Raw genomic sequence first — 17,498 nt, 5'->3', positions numbered from 1 at the left:
TTATTTTCAACCGTTTAACTATGGTGTATAATAAATAAAAGCGAACAAAAGTACGAACACTTGGAGTTGTGAAGTAATGATATTTAAAAAAGGCGAGCTCTTTTGTGGGCCAGGAGGATTGACGCTTGGGGCAAGAGAAGCTCAGATTGAAAAAAATGGTGAAGTATTCAAAGTAGAGCACCAATGGGCTAATGATTACGATGAAGCGACATGTAATACGTTTAGACATAACATATGTCCTGGAAATCCTGAATCAGTTATTTGGGAAGATGTTAGACAGTTAGATGTCACAAAGTTACCAGCAATAGATTGCTTTGCATTTGGCTTCCCTTGTAATGACTACAGCATAGTAGGCGAATCAAAGGGCTTGGAAGGTGAATACGGTCCTTTATACACTTATGGTATAAAGGTATTAAAGCATCATAAACCCAAATGGTTTATAGCAGAGAATGTAGGTGGGTTGGAAAGCTCCAATGAAGGAAAAGCATTTATAAAAATAATGCAGGAAATGGAAGAGTCAGGGTACAACATTACTCCTCATTTATACAAGTTTCAAGAGTATGGCGTACCGCAAGCTCGACATAGAATTATAATAGTCGGAATTAGGAAAGATTTTGGTTGGAAGTTTAAAGTGCCTAAAGCTCCTTTTAAGAGTCCTACACAGTGGAAAACAACAAGAGAAGCACTGGAAAATCCACCTATACCAGCAGATGCTTTTAACCATGAGTATACAAAACATAAAGGCAAGGTAATAGAGATGTTAGAGTCAATACCACCTGGTGAAAATGCATGGTTTGAAGGTATTCCAGAGCATTTGCGATTAAATGTAAAAGGTGCAAGATTATCTAACATCTATAAAAGGCTTAATCCTGATACCCCTGCTTATACGGTCACTGGTTCAGGTGGGGGTGGTACTCACATGTACCATTACGATGAGCCAAGAGCTTTGACTAATAGAGAGCGAGCGAGATTGCAAACTTTTCCAGATGACTTTGAGTTTTTGGGTGGGAAAGAAAGCGTCAGAAAGCAAATAGGCATGGCAGTTCCTCCAGACGGAGCAAAAGTTATAGTTGAAGCAATACTCAAATCTTTTGCAGGTATTGAATACGAATACGAAACTTCAAAATGGGAATATGAACTAAGTGAGATGTTACTTACTGGTCAAACTAAAAAGAGCAGAAAAAAGTCAAAATCCATTGAAGAAAAAGTATTAGAAGATGTAGTGCAAACAAAATTGTTTAAGTAATCTCATTAAAAAGTATCGTTTGAGGTAGTGTCCTTAGACGATACTTTTTTAAATTTCGGTAATTGAAGAAATTATAAAAAACATAGCATTCATACTTAGTTAAAGGAATATTTTATCTAGAGATAATATTATTTCTTTAAGAGCCCATATCAGTGATCATAAAGTAGATGTCTTTACTATTGGTCCTGATTTCAAGTTTTCCCACTTTATATTCTATAATTTGAAATGAGTAAAGGTTTTTTAAGTAGTTTGGTAAATCACCTAGTAAAGTGAAGTGGTAATTGGTATGGTTAGTGTCTGCCAAATTTTTATAGTAAAGTATATATTGGAAGATAAGAAGAATTATTTATTGTTTAAAAGAATCTCTTATAACGGAGATTAAGGGAGATCAATAGAATTAAAGGAGACTTCCATGAGTTTTAAAGAAAACTTTAAACATGAAATACGTAACGTAATAAAAGACGTAGAAAAAGAAATAACTAAAAAATGGAAAATGGATTATAAAGGGCATTCTATAGAAATTACAAACCAGATAAAAGAAGAGCAACTAATCATTGATGGTGTGACAGTTGATAAAAAACAACGAAAAAGTTTATTGACTCATATGATCCCTTATTCAAAATTGTCAGGGATATTGGAGCTTCAAGATGGTACAAAACACAAAGTGTCCGTTAAACTTGGTGGGTATGTACGATTTCGTTGTATTGTGAAAGTAGATCATGAAACGGTTTTAGATGATTCAATGAAGATAGAATTTCTACCATGGGATCATAAAGAGAAAATCGTTCCCTTTATTCAACAACAAATTCAAACACATCATAAAATAGTAGATGATCGTTTACCCGATGAAGATTATTTATTTGACGAAAATGAACCACGATTGGCTCCCGGTTTATCTGATTATTATGTAGATGAACGACCTGCCCCTTTTTATGTGAAGAAACTATTGAAGCTTTTTGAAATACAACTGAATCATCCTACAAATGAAACTAGAAAAAAAACATATGAAAAAATCATTTCTAACAATATGGCGAGTCGCAACAGTGAGCTAATTGAACGATTTCAGCAAACACAATGGGATGAATCCCGTGTACAGCAAGAAGCGTTATGGCTTCTTGAATATGCGGCACATCGGGAGGTCGTCAAATTTGCAGTTATGATACTGGGATGTACAAACTGTGAAAAATACAAAGAGCTTTTATTCACAATAGGTATGCATGAAGAATTTACTTCTTATGTCGTGTTTGCATTGAAGAATGGCACAATTCAAGGAAACGAACATGTTTGGCGTCTTGCAAAGTCCGTCGATGGATGGGGGAAGATTTCGGCTGTTGAGCAATTGGAAGCATCGACGCCAGAAATAAAACGATGGCTCCTAACAAAGGGCTGCGAAAATACAATCATGAATGAATACTCAGCTTATACTTGCGCTCTTAATGGTGATCTGGAAACAGCTTTATCAGAAGATGAAATTTCCAAAGAATTATACGATGGAGCGAGTCTCATCATTCAAGCATTATTAGAAGATGAGGTATCTATCTACGGAATCGATGAGTATTCAAATGCAAGCTCAGTTCTCTGCCGATTTATTCACCATGCTCATATGCACTGCCAAACAATTGAGGGCTTTTATCCAATATTGAAAATAAATGAGTTTTTAAATGATGAACAAGAGATTTGGGACGACCGATTGAATGCTTCATGGAAACAGGACGATTATAAGGCTATCCAGGAAGCTGTTCAACCGTTTATCAATGACAGTAGATGGCCAAAGCTTGCAATCGATTCGTTACAACAGGGTTTTAGCTCCCAAGCACTTGAAATCGCTCTCTTTTATCGTTTAGATGTGATTGAGCATCTATTTGCTTTACTTGAGAAAGATCCGGCAAATAGTGAAATATACTTTGCTGTGATGGACACAAATCATCACCAGCATATTAGAGAGCTTTGCACATTTGCAGAAACACATTTATCGTTATCAAACCTCTCAGATGATGAAGTGGCTTGTCTACAATATATTGTGCAAGATTTATATGAACACGACGGTGTAGGATTGCCATTGATTCAAGCTGCACTTAGATCAAATGATGGAAATTTACAGTATCATGCTTTAAGTGTATTAAAAGAATGGTCTCCTTCGTATTCGCAGCAAGCGGCCACAAGAGAATTGATTGAACATATTGCCGTGAAGACAAAGGATAAGGAAGATCGAAAGTTAGCCAAATACTTATTAAAGAAATAGGCTTCGGTTTACCTTCGCACTACGAGAATAAAAATATTAGAAAGCAGGCACACCATGCACACAATCAAAAAAATAGGCAAAACCTTCTCCTACATCACACCAGTATCACTCACCGACCGCCCCATCCTAGGCATGGTCGAAGGCGATAACAAAACATTAATGATCGATGCAGGTAATTCAGAAGATCATGCGAACTATTTTATCCAAAAGACCTTAAAACAAGAGAACGCCACGCCGGATATGGTGGTCCTCACTCATTGGCATTGGGATCATATTTTTGGTCTGCCTGCGCTTCCTGATTCGGTTGCAATTGCTTCGGCAAAAACCAGAAAGGAAATGGAGAAGCTTCTTCCGTTTTCTTGGTCAGATGAGGCGATTGATGAGCGGGTGAGGGAAGGAACGGAGATTGATTTTTGCGCGAAGGCCATCAAAGAAGAATATAAGAATCATCGAGAGATTCAGGTCGTTTTACCGGATGTGACGTTTGATCGTCGGATGGAGATTGATCTTGGCGGGGTGACTTGTGTTGTGCAGCATGTTGGAGGCGATCATGCCGCAGATTCAGTGATCGTGTATGTGAAAGAGGAAAAAATCCTGTTTCTTGCTGATTGCATTTATCCGAAAATGTATGCTGAAAAAGTACATTATACGGTAAAAGAAATCTTGCGTCTTTTAGATGAGTTAGATGCATTTGATGCTGAAACGTATATTCCTTCACACCAAAGACCATGGACAAAAGAGGAGTTTCGTCAGGAAACAGATAAGCTTCGAATGATGGCGAAATACACGGATCTTTATGGTGGAGATCAGGAGAGAATCAAGAGTGAATATCAAACACATGTGAACAGAGAGCTAAAAGAAGATGAGTTAGAGACAATCGCTTATTTTGTAAATGGTTATTAAATAATTATGGTGACTAAAACAGAAAAAGTCTCATTTGAGTGATTTTCCTCAAACGAGACTTTTTTATTTCTATGGTAAACCTACAAAGTCTTCTGCATCACGAACTGTGATAGACATCTGTTTTGCATTAATAATAATGACACAATCCCAAGTGGGCTTTATTTGCAGTTCATCATTCTCATCAATACAAATAATTCCTTTAAATTCAACAGTCTGTTCTAGAAAGACCATTTTCTTTTCTGTATCATCTTTGACGGCTGTTAAATGTTCAGGATAGTGAACTGTCCAATCATAAAAAGTGGTTTTCTTCATAGTTCCTCCTATTTTCATTCGTACACATCTCCGAATACTTCTTTTGTTTGCCGGATTGTCAGTGATTTATTGGTTGGATCAATTGAAATGACACAATCCCAAGTAGGTTTGATTTGTAGCTCGTTGTTGTCGTCTATCCAGATGATGCTATTTAGTTCAATGGATGGCTCTAAAATAACCATTTTCTTTTCATGATGATCGGTAATCGCTGTTAAGTCTGCTTGTAAATGGATGGTCCAGTCAAAAAAAGTGATTTTTTTCATTGTTTCTCCTCTCATCATCGCTTATATTTCCATTATAACTTGCGTGTTTTCTGACACTATTTTATATCAAGTCTTCTATTACTAGAGAGGTAACTTACAGATGGACAAAATAACTAACCCATACGACACGTTCAAAACCAAAATATCGAAATATCCAATTGAACAAAATCATTGGCAAGTCTTCAAAGATGGAACAACGATTAAACAATTAAAAGCAGGTACATGCATGATCAAGGCTGGCAATCCAGTGAAGCATGCTTATTTCTGCATAACGGGGCTCTTCCGTCTTTACTATTTGTTACCGGATGGAAGGGAGTACAACGTGGCTTTTACGTTGGAAGATGATTTTGCTACTTCTTATGCAAGTATGATCAACGGGCAGCCTTCTCCTTATTCGATTGAAGCGATGGAGGATTCTATCGTGATTGAAATTCCGTATGATCTGCTTCAAATGTTGATGGACAGCAGTCATATGTGGGAGCGGTTTGTTCGGGTGAGTGTAGAAAGGCTGTATACGAGAAAGGAAGAGCGTGAGAGGGAACTGCTCTATTTGCCAGCCATTGAGCGATATCAGGCGTTTTTATTGAAATATCCCGGGTTACATCAGCGTATCGCTCAATATCATATTGCCTCATATATCGGTATTTCTCCGGTTTCGCTGAGCAGGCTGCTGCATCCTGCTGAACATTAACCTATGTTAATGCGCATTCTCTAGATCTGGCGTACAATCATCACATCATAGAAGAATCGAGGGGCTTGATGATGAAATATATGATGGTTGTTTTATTAGAGTTCTATCCATCTTGGCTTGCATTACCACGAGAGGAGCGAAGAACCCATGCGGCTTCGCTGCAAGAATTGATGCAGAAATATGAGGAACATGTGACGGTGCGCTTTTTTGATGCTGAAGCTCTTCCAGGTAAGGATTACACAGATTTTGTGATGTGTGAAACGGATGACCTGAAGTTCTATCATTTTATGTGGGAAGAGATTAGAGATTCTATTCCTTACACAAGTGGTTATGTCAAAATTAAAGAGGTCATCATGGGAATGGAAGATGCTTTTCAAACATATGAAAAAGAATCTTTGAAAATGGATTAGTAATCGAAAACCACCTGCTATCAGGTGGTTTTTTGCACATTCTATTTTTTGGTATAATCAGGGGTAAGGGAAGAACGGATAAATTTTTGAACTGAATCGGAGGTACTTATGAAGCAGCTGTATATGAAGCAAAAGGTATTTAGTCTGAGCGGCAGATTTACGGTAAAGGACCAACAGGAGAATGATGTATATGAGGTCGAAGGCAGCTTTATGAAGGTGCCAAAGACGTTCACCATTTTGAATACAGAACGAGACGTCATCGCTGTAATTACGAAGAAAATGTTTAGCTTTTTACCGAAGTTTTTAGTAGAAGTCGGTGGACAAGAGGTATTGACGATCAAAAAAGAGTTTACGTTCTTCAAAGCCAAATATTCAATTGATGCTGCTGGTATCGAAGTACAAGGGAACTGGTGGGATATGAATTTCCAAGTGCTGCAAAGCGGCGAAGTGATCGGCCAGGTGAAGAAGGAATGGTTTACTTGGGGTGACAGCTATAAGGTTGATATTTTGAAAGAAGAGATGGAGCCTGTGATGATTGCATTGGTTGTTGCGATTGATTGTGTGAAAGCGGATGAAGCGGCGTCTAGGTCTTCGTCGACGACAATGAATAATTAATTGGAGGGTTTAAAGTTGGACAATCTCACCCGCATTTTAAGATTAAGAGATGCAGAGATATGGGAGTATGAATTTCTCGATAATAAAGACATCATCGTTTATTTCTCGATTACAGATTTAAATAGAAAAGCAACGATTCATGATAACCCTCTGGCCACTCAAGAAGAACTGGATGAAAGAGATAATTACATATCAATGGATGTGCACAGCCATCTAGATCTCAAGAAAACGCTAGCAGAAGATATATTCGATGATTTTATCACCAATATCTCAGCTTTAGTAGAGCATATGCATGATTTTCACAATGCGCATGTTTTTATTCACATGCATGTTCATGACAAAATCGAATTAACAGATTTTCAGTTAGAAGAAGATGAAGAGATGCATGGCGATGAAAAAGAACAACTCTATACATTTAAACGTTTATGGATTCAGCAGGCATGTTTTCAATTGGTCGAACAACAATTAAATCGAAAAATCACAGACATGTCTAACAGTAGGTTTTGCCAAGATCTAAAGTGAGGTGAGCAAACGAATGACATTCCCATACAAAGTATTTCAAACAGTCGTCGAATGCGGCAGTTTTACAAAAGCTGGTGAGAAGCTTGGGCTGACGCAGTCTGGGGTGAGTCATAATATGGCGAAGCTTGAGTCAGAGCTTGGGATTGTGCTGCTTCATCGGAATCGAAACGGGCTGTCGCTGACAGATGCAGGTGAGCGGGTGATGCCCCATATTCGCCAAATCATTCATCATGCGTCATTGCTTGAGCAGGAGGCGGCGTTGATTCAAGGGATGGAAGTGGGGAGTATCAAGATCGGCACGTTCTCTAGTTTTTCTTCAAAAATGCTTCCGCAGCTCATTCATCGTTTTACGAAAAGTTATCCCAATATCCAATTGGAGTTATACGAAGGCGGCTATGAAGAGATTGAAGAGTGGATCGCGTCTGGCACAGTTGATCTTGGGTTTTTAACACAGCCATCTAGAGATTTGGAAACTGTTCCACTGTTTCAAGATGAATTGGTAGTGCTCATGCAAGAGAGTCATCGTTTCCATACAAAGAAGGTGATGGAAGTGGCTTCGTTCCAAGATGAACCATTTATTATGCCAAAAGCGGGCTGTGATCAACTCATTAAGAAATTATTAAAAGAAAGCGGCGTAAAACCCCATGTTTTATTTGAGATTGGGGACAACAATACGCTCATCTCTATGGTTCAGGAAGGCCTTGGGCTCACGATCATTCCGAAATTGATGTTGCCGCCTCAGGTGCCTCATGCGAACGTAATTCCACTTGAGACCCGTGTTTATCGCGAAATCAATATGGCGTTTAAATCTTTTAACGCAGCCTCTCCCTCTACTAAAAGATGGATTGAAGCAGTCAAAGATCATTTTAAATAGATTCAGCTTGAACGAGAGTCTCTATTCAAGCTGATCAATTTATAGCGTGACCACCCCGCGAATGGTAATAACCGCTGCACCTGCTACTTTAATGACCGGCTTTGTTTCATTCGGAATGACCGTGATACGAAGCAATCCTGGTCTGCTGATTGCATCACCTTGAGCAATGCGTAGATGAGTGGTTTCTTGCTGAGAAATGATCCCTTCCAAATACAGATATCCGGCCAATGCCCCGTTGGCTGCTCCCGTTACAGGATCTTCGGGTATACCAATGCCAGGTGCAAAATCCCTTGTATAAAGATCACAGTCTTTTGTGGATTGAAACGTATAAAGATGAGTCGTTGTGATATCCTGCTCTTTATTCATTTTTCCTAAAGCTTCCAAGTTTGGTGCTGCTTGATCAATGTCATTCTGGTGTTTCAGCGGAACCAGAAGATGCCAGTTTCCGGTGTTTGCTAATTTTATAGGATAGGATGGATCAATCCTGTCACTGCTTATACCGAGAATATCACTAAGCTCTTCTACATCGATGATAAAATCTCGCGTCTTTGGTGTGACCTGTGTCATCTCGACATCCACAACTTTGCCATTCTCTTCGTGCCATACAACGGGAACATGGCCGATCTTTGTTTCTAACACAACCCCTGATTTTTCTTTAGCCATCCCTAGCTCCGTCGCTAAAAGCCAAGTCAACCCAACCGTCGCATGCCCGCAGAAATTGACCTCTTCCGTTGGAGTGAAATATTTCACTCGATAATCGGCTTTCTCATCATGTGCCGGCAGCAAGAAAACGGACTCGGGTAAGTTCAACTCCTTGGCGATATTCTGCATCTCATCCTCCGTTAACCAATCCCCATCCAACGCCACCCCAGCGGCATTACCTCCAAATTTCTCAGTTGTAAACGCATCGACATGATACACCCTAATATCTTTCATCTGACGAATCCTCCTAAACATGTTGTTATGTTCATCATAAGTGTGTAGGATGCATTCGTAAAATGAATCTTTTGAATGTGATGAATTGGAATTGTTCATGCAATACAATATCAAACAACTAGGCGCTAAGGCTGAAAAAAATAATGATAGTTCAAAAGGCAGGTTCAAAGAGAATCTGCTTTTTGTAGTATGCTTGAACAAAACAAAAAGAAAGCGAGGGGGTCAGCATCGCTTTAGGAGGATATATCAATATTGGATTGGTATTCTATGATGACATTCATTTAACAACCACTTTCCACCAACTAATTGACTATTTAACAAAGAAAGGCATTTCAATAACGAAAGTAAAGTTTAGTCAAGATGCTAATGGCGAAGCATGGATCGAACATGATGTAAAAGAGAATAAAATCAAAAACAATTACTTGGAAGGCTATTATACAGAATTTGAATTGACGGGAACATGCCTAAAACATACGACTATCAACATACAAAAAGAAGCTGGTTTTGTGGGATTCGTTCTATATTTAAAGTGGACAGAGGTTGTTTCACATGATGTCGTTCGTATTCAACAGGAGATCGAACAGTGTCTTGTAGAACTTTATCATACTCTTCCGTTTGAGTATGCATTCATTGGTCATGAAATGGAAGTCGAGCTTCATCCAGATGATGTTGAAAAGAGTCTGCAAGAACACCATGCTTTTCCAGTTGTTCTTATAGGTAAAGGGGATTATTTAGTCACTTTTTATGGTGATACTGCCATTGACGGGCTAACTACTCAAGAGAGAGGGAAGAAATATTTAAAGGTTAAAAGAGAACAGTAGAAAAGCCTCCTGAATGTATCAGGGGCTTTTTCCTTTCATCACCCATAATAATTATTCGCCTGAATAAAAAATTGGGATTGCATGTAGTTATAAGTGATTTTCGAGAAGTCGAAAGGCTGGCCGTTTGTGAGATGAAAGACGGTTTCGACACGAAGAGCAGGATCATTTTGCTTAAGTCCGAGGTGCTTCGCTTCAGTTTCGTTTAGTTTGCCTACTTGTAAGTACATATCCGAGAAGCCCACTTTAAGACCAAGGCCTTCACTAATGAATTTAAATACAGAATCGGCTGCAATTTCTGTGTTGAGGTAAGGAATAATGGTTTTCCGGTAATAGGACTCTTCTAAACATAAAGTTTGTCCATTGATGTAACGAATGCGTTTAAGGTAGAAAACATCCTCATCTAGTTCAATGTTTAAATTCAGCGCAGCTTCTTCTGGCGGTTTGATGGTATCTAACGTGAGAACTTCTGATGTCAGTTGAAATTCCTCTAAATCTTTTTTGAACCCTTGGTTGGATAAAAGGCTGATATAGCCTTTGCGCCTGTGCCTTCTCACAAAGATGCCGCTGCCCCTCACCTGATAGACAATCCCTTTTCTTTCGAGTAAATCTAATGATTTGATAATTGTACTTTTGCTCACAGCAAATTGATTCATGAGCGTCTCAAGCACAGGAAGTTTGTCTCCTTGCTGTAGCTCATGTGTGACAATATATTTTTCAATATCGCTCGCAATTTGTTGATACTTTAACATAGCCATTCCTCTTTGTTTTCACGATTTATTGTCTTTGTATTATAGCACATCCCGATTTCTCTTTGATATGCAAACTAAAATTATATATGTATTGATAAATTGTACCGGTATAATTATAATGTACATATACTAGTAGTGATAAAGGGGGGGTTTTATATGTCAAAAGTGAGGGATTATCAAAAGCTTGCAGAAGACATCTTAGAAGCAGTTGGCGGAGAAGAAAATGTGGTGAGTGCCGCAAGATGCGCCACGAGGCTGCGTTTGGTGTTGAAGCGTTCTAATCCAAAGGCAAAAGAAGCAGTCAACGCCATGCCTGGCGTCATTACAGTGGTGGAAAATGGTGGTCAGTTTCAGGTTGTGATCGGTCAGCATGTAGGTGAGGTATATGAGCATTTTTCCAACCTTGTTCAGCTCCAAACGTCGGATGATGATCAGCCGAATGAAAACAAAGGAACGATACTGAATCGGGTCATTGCGACCATGTCCGCTGTGTTTGCGCCATTTGTGTATATTTTAGCCGCAGCTGGTATTTTACAAGGTGCACTTATCTTAATAAATTTGATATTTCCAAGCTTCTCGAAAACAGGAACTTATGAAGTGTTTAGCTTTATTTCTTGGGCACCGTTTACGTTCTTGCCCATTTTTATTGCGATCACTGCAGCCAAGCATTTCAAAACAAATATGTATATCGCGGTTGCTTGTACAGCAGCGCTTGTCAGTCCTTCTTGGACAGAGATTGCTGGACGTGTAGCATCAGGGGAAGGTGTGACCTTTTTAGGGATTGCGTTATCTGAAACGGTTTATACATCATCCGTCTTGCCACCGCTTTTCTTAGTATGGATTCTTTCCTATGTAGAAAAATTCTTAAACAAACGAATTCATGAGGTTGTCAAACCGCTATTTGTCCCATTTCTATGTATGGTCGTCATGGTTCCGTTAACCATTCTATTAATCGGTCCTCTTTCGACAGCAGGTGCAAATGGGATTGCAAACGGATACAATATCTTAGCTGAAAATGTACCAGCTCTGGCAGGGGCCATTATCGGCGGTTTCTGGCAAGTACTCGTGATTTTCGGTGTTCACTGGGGCATCACGCCAATGGTACTTGCGAACTTTGAACAATATGGACGTGACTCCTTTCAGGCATATCAAACCATCGCTGTTATCGCTCAAGTCGGTGCGGTGCTGGGAGTTATTTTAAAAGCAAGAAATCGGGAAACACGGAAAGTTGGGGTTTCAGCTGGAATCACAGGACTCTTCGGTATTACGGAGCCTGCGATTTACGGTGTCACCTTACGTTTTAAAAAGCCGTTTATTTTCGGGTGTATTTCAGGAGCGGTCGGTGCCGTTGTAGCCAGCTTCTTTACGCCTTATTACTTTGCATATGCAGGGCTGCCTGGTCCGCTGACCATTGTGAACGGAATCAGTGCAGATTATCCAACGTCTATCATTGGTATTTTGATTGGTGTGGCCATTGCGCTGATTTTACCAGTTGTGCTTATTCAAATGTTCGGATATGGAGAAGATACAGTAGAACAGTCAGCTAGTGAAACATCTATTAAAGATCAAGACGGAGAAACGACACAAGCTTCTATGAACAATGAAGAAATGATCACGGCTCCACTTACAGGAAAGGTGCTTTCGTTATCTGAAGTGCCAGATGCCGTATTTAGCTCTGGGGCGATGGGGAAAGGTTTTGCCATTCATCCGACCGATAACAAACTGTTTGCACCGTTTGATGGCAGTGTCGTCATGCTTGCACCAACAAAACATGCGATTGGTCTGCGTTCTGAATTTGGTGTAGAGTTACTTGTTCATGTAGGAATTGATACGGTCTCTCTAGATGGATCGGCATTTACACTCAATATCAAAGAAGGCGACAAGGTGAAAAAGGGTGACTTGTTGATGACATTTGATCAGGAAGCAATTGAAAGCAAAGGATTACAAACAATCACACCTGTTATCATTACCAATACCCAAGCATACGAAGATGTGATTGTAGAGGAACGTTCGACATGTCAGCCAACTGACGTCATGATGACAATTGTGAAATAGGAGGAATAGATAATGACTTTACCAAAAGATTTCTTATGGGGCGGGGCATTAGCCGCTCATCAATTCGAAGGTGGATGGAATGCAGCTGGCAAAGGGCCGAGTGTTGTAGATGTGATGACAGCAGGTGCTCATGGTGTACCAAGACAGATCACGGAAACGATAGAAGAAGGAACTTTTTATCCAAACCATGAAGCCATTGATTTCTACCATCGTTACAAAGAAGATATCGCCATGTTTGCTGAAATGGGATTAAAATGCTTGCGAACATCGATCGGCTGGAGCCGAATTTTCCCTAAAGGGGATGAAGAAGAGCCGAATGAAGCAGGCTTACAGTTTTATGATGATGTGTTTGATGAGCTGATTAAACATGGAATCGAGCCTGTCATTACACTGTCTCACTTTGAAATGCCCCTTCATTTGGCAAGAGAATACGGCGGATTCCGAAGCAGAACAGTCGCTGAATATTTCGCGAAATTCGCGGAAGTATGCTTCAATCGTTACAAGGACAAGGTTACGTACTGGATGACATTTAATGAAATCAATAACAAAATGGACGTCAACAACCCGTTGTTCCTTTGGACAAATTCAGGGGTATCTGTCAAAGAAGGCGAAAATGCCAAAGAAGTCATGTATCAAGCGGGACATCATGAATTGCTTGCAAGTGCATGGGCAGTGGCAAAAGGAAAAGAGATCAATCCGTCCTTTCAAATTGGAGCGATGGTGTCCCACGTGCCAATTTATCCATATTCCTCAAACCCAGAGGATGTCATGCTGGCAGAAGAATATATGAGACAGCGCTATTTCTTCCCAGATGTCCAAGTGCGTGGCTACTATCCAAGCTACGCGTTAAAAGAATTTGAGCGCGAAGGCTATCACATTCCATTTGAAGAAGGCGATGAAGAAAGTTTAAGAAAAGGAAAAGTAGATTACCTTGGCTTTAGCTATTATATGTCAACAACGGTCAAAAGCGATGCAGTATCTGATCACAACGGAGACATTGTCAATGGAGCACTGCCACATGGTGTAGAAAATCCGTATATCAAATCAAGTGACTGGGGCTGGTCCATTGATCCGACAGGTTTAAGGTATACATTGAATCGTTTTTACGATCGCTATCAAATCCCGCTATTCATTGTGGAAAATGGCTTTGGGGCCATTGATCAAGTGGAAGAAGACGGTTCTATTCATGACCCAGAGCGAATTCAATATCTCGCTTCTCATATTCAAGCACTGAAAAAAGCGATTGAATATGACGGTGTGGACCTCATCGGCTACACACCTTGGGGCATCATTGATATCGTGTCATTCACAACCGGTGAAATGAAAAAACGCTACGGCATGATTTATGTTGACCGCGATAACGAAGGTAATGGTTCAATGAAGCGTCTTAAAAAAGATTCGTTTACTTGGTATCAAAACGTCATCGCAACGAATGGTGAAGAAGTGTAATAAAGAAATGACTGGCCCGGATGAGCGTGGGATGCGCTTGTTCGGTTTTTTTTATTTCCTATGCTTCAATGTGGCCTGAATACAAAGAAAAAAGAGAGTGATCACAATAAAATAATTCATTGGATTGTGGAAGACATTGATACTAAATGCTAATTGAAGAAGAATCCAAAAACCGAATATCACTGTAACAGCTGGGATGATTTTTTTATACACATTGATTCTCCTTTCGAGAGTAGTTTGTTTTTAGGTGGCATTGTCTCATATCATTGTAGAGATGAAAAGAGAGAAAGATATTAATAGGTTCTATTGCACTATTTGGTATAATTGGTCTATAAAAACGATAAATGGTAGATAAAGAATAGGAGTTGTTGAAATGAATCAAACTCTGCAAATGGGTGCCAATACCGTACTAAACTCTCCAAAGGGGCAATTATTCATCAGTTATGAAGTGTCATCTGCAATTGATATTTCTTTAACGGCGTTTCTCTTAACAGGTTCAGATCTAGTTCAAGGAGATAATGGCATTATTTTTTACAATCAGCCGGAGAGTACTACGGGTGTCGCAACACTTTTACCAGCAGAGATATCAGATCAGTTGAAAAGACATCAATTGAATTTTGATATGAGCAAAGTGCCTGTCGGAATCACAAAGATGGCTATTACACTAACAGAGGATCGAGGAATCGGCTTTTCTCATGTGAAGAATCTGCAAGCAGAAATTCGAACAGGTGATGAGGTGCTATACCTAACACCAGTAAGCTTTACAAATGAAAAGGGTATTGTCGTAGTAGAGCTATACATAAGAAATAGTGAAACGAAAGCACGATCCATCTGGCGTGGCTTCGATTCTGGATTGGAAGGGCTATGCAAGCTTTATGGGGTGGAGGTTGAACCTGATGAACAGGATGTTTCTACACCTCCTCAAATGGTTTCTGAAAAACAAATTAATGAGCCTGCTCCAATGAAAACAGCCGCTAAACAGAAAGTCGCTGCACCTATTAGCTTAGAGAAAGTTCAAGGTAAAATTAGTTTAGACAAAGGTCATAAACCGATCATCATTGAAAAAACACCAGAGATTACGGCTACAGTATCTTGGGAGTCTGGCACCGATTATGATATCTACGCATTGGTCTATACGAAGTCAGGAAAACAAATAGATGTGGCCATGTTTGGCGCAAAAGGTGTTCCCGCTCTCAAAAGTTACGGTAACGGGGCTGTTGAGCATATGGGAGATGTCGGTAGAGATCGTGAATCAATGAAAACAGAAGTCATTAAACTAAGGTTAAATGATGATATCCTTGCGGTGGTACCCGTTGTTTACTCTGCTCAATCAAATGGAACAGGTTCTTTCTATAGATATAGAGTGTCTATGAGTATCGATAATCATCAAGGAACGTCTGTCACGATTCACGCAAAACATGCAAATGACAATGATCGAATTTATTCTTGTGTTCCAGGTATACTTCAAAACACAAATGATGGCGTGATCATCCGTCCCCTAGAGCTTTACAGTAAACCAAACTCTGAGCGTAGACCGAAGTTAAAAATGAAATATTCAAATGAGATCGATGTTTTGATGGATAAAGGACCAATCAATGACTATAAGTAACGTGAACATGTGGCTAGACAGAGTATAATGAACTGTCTGGCCTTTTCTATATCTCTACAATGGATAAACTCGTTTATCCAAATGAGAGGGTAAATTGAATAGAGAGTCCATTCCATTTTTTATGTCATTTAGCCTATTTTTCCGTTTTGGAGGTCACGGTAAAATAGACTTTATGATCAATAATGGAGGGAGTGGCTTCTTCTGGGCAAGATACTTGATGCAAAAGCACTAACCAGTGCCATGGATACAAGGGCAAAACACTATCAGGAACTCCGCGAACAAATGATAGATTTAAAAAAGGCATTACAAGGTGTTGCCAATCTCGGTGACGACTTCACTGGAAAAGGTGCCGATAACATTAAAAGCTTCTACAAAGAACTCGCCGGAAATGTGGACATGTTTATTAGCTTTATTGATAAACAAAAAGCCTTTCATGAAGGTGTTTCTGGGACACTTGATGATACAAACTTTGGCGGCGACACCTTTGTAGAAGAACACTTTTTAGACAACGCTGTACATATGGGAATCAAAAATGCCAAAAGTATTGTAAAGGATCAAAAAAAGGCACTCAAAACGATTTTTCAAGATGTTGATGACCTCATTTCTCTGGAGGTATTTGATAGTAAAACTTTTGACGAAAAGATTGCTGATGCGGAAGATGAACGGAAGAAAACGGTTAAAGATTTAATAGAACTTGATCAAAATCTAAAAGATGAATATGCTTTGTCAGAGACTGAGGAGAAGGCTACAATGGCATTGTACGCAGAAATGATCAATGCCACAAATGACGGAAAATCCATTTCGCCTATGAATTTTGACAAGAAAGCGTATCAAAATAGCGAAATCTACAAGGCAAAAAGCGATATTGAGAAGCAAACTTCTGAATATCTAAAAATCAAAAAAGATCAAGAAGAAGCCCGCAAGATCGCAAAGGAACAGGAAGCGCTCGCCAACCGTCCTTGGTATGAAAAAGCTCTTGATTACGGTGGGAATATCGTTAATGAGCTGACAGGCGTGAACGATGCAAAACGTGCCGCAACAGGTGTCGATCCGATCACAGGTGAAGAACTCACCGCAGGCCAGCGAGTCGCCGCAGGCGGCATGGCAGCAGCAGGCTACATCCCGATCGTCGGCTGGGCGGGCCGTATTTTCAAAGGCGGAAAAGCCGTCTATAAAACGACTCAAGCCACCTCAGCCGCAGTAAGAGCGGTCGACATTTACAAGACATCACAGAAGTCTTTCGATGCGTTGAAAACATCACAAAAAGGCTTATATGGCCTCACCGCAACAAACGGCTTCAGCGAAGCGATTACAGGTCGAGATATGTTTGGAAATAGGATCTCGAAAGAACAGCAGGAAGCGAGTATGAATGCGGCTTTGGGGATGCTTTTGCCATTTGGGGCGAAAGGGTTTCATGGTAAAATGGGGATTAAGGGTACGGGTGAAATTGGTTGGAATATGTCAAAAGGCGGAGGAGAAATAAATGGAAGAAGTTATTCTCAGCATGCTTTGGAAAGAATGGCACCTGATAGTCCTGAAGTAAAAGCTACTTTAACAAGTAGAGCAATTAAAAAAGCTGAAGAATTAGGGTTTAAACCACAAACAAAAGAATTTAGTGATTTCATCAAAAAATATGTTGATCCAAGAAATATTCCACCTTCAGTTATTGAAGACGCTATAATGAATACGAAAAAGATACCTGGTAATAGAAGTGGAACGTTTGTTCATGAAACACTGGATGTTAAAGTTATTATAAATGAAGCAGGCGATGTTATCACAGTTATACCGAAATAATTAATAA

General features: G+C 39.7%; 17 protein-coding genes. 13 read left to right on the top strand and 4 right to left on the bottom strand.

Going from position 1 to position 17,498, the window contains the following annotated elements; genetic code table 11:
• Nucleotides 1–76: 76 nt before the first annotated feature.
• The 3 genes from FXF70_RS04505 (at nt 77) to FXF70_RS04495 (ending at nt 4,391) form a co-directional block, all read left to right on the top strand.
• Entirely contained in the window at nt 77–1,246 is a 1,170-nt protein-coding gene (locus tag FXF70_RS04505; protein ID WP_041508066.1) for a DNA cytosine methyltransferase, read from the top strand.
• A 412-nt stretch (nt 1,247–1,658) separates the two neighbouring features.
• Nucleotides 1,659–3,488, top strand: a complete 1,830-nt coding sequence (locus FXF70_RS04500; protein ID WP_148779901.1) for a hypothetical protein — start codon at nt 1,659–1,661, stop codon at nt 3,486–3,488.
• A 54-nt stretch (nt 3,489–3,542) separates the two neighbouring features.
• On the top strand, nt 3,543–4,391 hold the full coding sequence (locus FXF70_RS04495) for an MBL fold metallo-hydrolase (RefSeq protein ID WP_007497345.1): 849 nt from the start codon (nt 3,543–3,545) through the stop codon (nt 4,389–4,391).
• A gap of 69 nt (nt 4,392–4,460) precedes the next feature.
• On the opposite strand, the gene FXF70_RS04490 is transcribed toward FXF70_RS04495, so the two are convergent.
• Both FXF70_RS04490 and FXF70_RS04485 read right to left on the bottom strand, forming a co-directional pair.
• Entirely contained in the window at nt 4,461–4,703 is a 243-nt protein-coding gene (locus FXF70_RS04490; RefSeq protein ID WP_148779900.1) for a hypothetical protein, read from the bottom strand.
• 14 nt (nt 4,704–4,717) lie between these two features.
• Complete coding sequence (locus FXF70_RS04485) at nt 4,718–4,966, bottom strand: hypothetical protein (protein WP_058214389.1); 249 nt, start codon at nt 4,964–4,966, stop codon at nt 4,718–4,720.
• A 100-nt stretch (nt 4,967–5,066) separates the two neighbouring features.
• Between FXF70_RS04485 and FXF70_RS04480 the strand changes: the two genes are divergently transcribed.
• From FXF70_RS04480 to FXF70_RS04460, 5 genes are all read left to right on the top strand, one after another.
• The gene (locus tag FXF70_RS04480) at nt 5,067–5,657 is read left to right on the top strand and encodes a Crp/Fnr family transcriptional regulator (protein WP_058214381.1); all 591 of its coding nucleotides are present in this window, start codon (nt 5,067–5,069) and stop codon (nt 5,655–5,657) included.
• Between the two features lie 71 nt (nt 5,658–5,728).
• Complete coding sequence (locus tag FXF70_RS04475) at nt 5,729–6,067, top strand: darcynin family protein (protein WP_039962871.1); 339 nt, start codon at nt 5,729–5,731, stop codon at nt 6,065–6,067.
• Between the two features lie 108 nt (nt 6,068–6,175).
• Nucleotides 6,176–6,682 carry an LURP-one-related/scramblase family protein gene (locus FXF70_RS04470; protein WP_007497338.1) on the top strand — a complete coding sequence of 169 codons (507 nt, stop codon included), beginning with the start codon at nt 6,176–6,178 and terminating at the stop codon, nt 6,680–6,682.
• 15 nt (nt 6,683–6,697) lie between these two features.
• On the top strand, nt 6,698–7,204 hold the full coding sequence (locus FXF70_RS04465; protein ID WP_025208302.1) for a hypothetical protein: 507 nt from the start codon (nt 6,698–6,700) through the stop codon (nt 7,202–7,204).
• Between the two features lie 13 nt (nt 7,205–7,217).
• Entirely contained in the window at nt 7,218–8,078 is an 861-nt protein-coding gene (locus tag FXF70_RS04460) for a LysR family transcriptional regulator (RefSeq protein WP_060781594.1), read from the top strand.
• Nucleotides 8,079–8,117: 39 nt separating this feature from the next.
• Here the strand turns inward: FXF70_RS04460 and FXF70_RS04455 are convergent, their stop codons facing one another.
• Complete coding sequence (locus FXF70_RS04455) at nt 8,118–9,014, bottom strand: PhzF family phenazine biosynthesis protein (RefSeq protein WP_148779899.1); 897 nt, start codon at nt 9,012–9,014, stop codon at nt 8,118–8,120.
• 257 nt (nt 9,015–9,271) lie between these two features.
• Between FXF70_RS04455 and FXF70_RS04450 the strand changes: the two genes are divergently transcribed.
• Nucleotides 9,272–9,835 carry an Imm64 family immunity protein gene (locus tag FXF70_RS04450; protein ID WP_187424754.1) on the top strand — a complete coding sequence of 188 codons (564 nt, stop codon included), beginning with the start codon at nt 9,272–9,274 and terminating at the stop codon, nt 9,833–9,835.
• Nucleotides 9,836–9,873: 38 nt separating this feature from the next.
• On the opposite strand, the gene FXF70_RS04445 is transcribed toward FXF70_RS04450, so the two are convergent.
• The gene (locus FXF70_RS04445; RefSeq protein WP_008347432.1) at nt 9,874–10,584 is read right to left on the bottom strand and encodes a GntR family transcriptional regulator; all 711 of its coding nucleotides are present in this window, start codon (nt 10,582–10,584) and stop codon (nt 9,874–9,876) included.
• A 156-nt stretch (nt 10,585–10,740) separates the two neighbouring features.
• Here FXF70_RS04445 and FXF70_RS04440 point away from each other — a divergent pair, with 156 nt between their 5' ends.
• From FXF70_RS04440 to FXF70_RS04425, 4 genes are all read left to right on the top strand, one after another.
• Nucleotides 10,741–12,639 (top strand): beta-glucoside-specific PTS transporter subunit IIABC, encoded by a 1,899-nt coding sequence (locus tag FXF70_RS04440; protein WP_148779897.1) that lies wholly within the window; start codon nt 10,741–10,743, stop codon nt 12,637–12,639.
• A gap of 9 nt (nt 12,640–12,648) precedes the next feature.
• Nucleotides 12,649–14,088 carry a 6-phospho-beta-glucosidase BglA gene (bglA, locus tag FXF70_RS04435; protein WP_113746797.1) on the top strand — a complete coding sequence of 480 codons (1,440 nt, stop codon included), beginning with the start codon at nt 12,649–12,651 and terminating at the stop codon, nt 14,086–14,088.
• Nucleotides 14,089–14,461: 373 nt separating this feature from the next.
• Nucleotides 14,462–15,697, top strand: coding sequence for a TerD family protein (locus FXF70_RS04430; RefSeq protein ID WP_148779896.1), 1,236 nt, complete (start codon nt 14,462–14,464; stop codon nt 15,695–15,697).
• 240 nt (nt 15,698–15,937) lie between these two features.
• Nucleotides 15,938–17,491, top strand: a complete 1,554-nt coding sequence (locus FXF70_RS04425; protein WP_148779895.1) for a ribonuclease YeeF family protein — start codon at nt 15,938–15,940, stop codon at nt 17,489–17,491.
• Nucleotides 17,492–17,498 lie beyond the last annotated feature (7 nt).

This window comes from Bacillus sp. Y3, from assembly GCF_008123875.1.
Lineage (GTDB): Bacteria > Bacillota > Bacilli > Bacillales > Bacillaceae > Bacillus > Bacillus altitudinis.
Note: the sequence above shows the minus strand (reverse complement) of the source record. Positions and strands in the feature narration are given on the sequence as shown.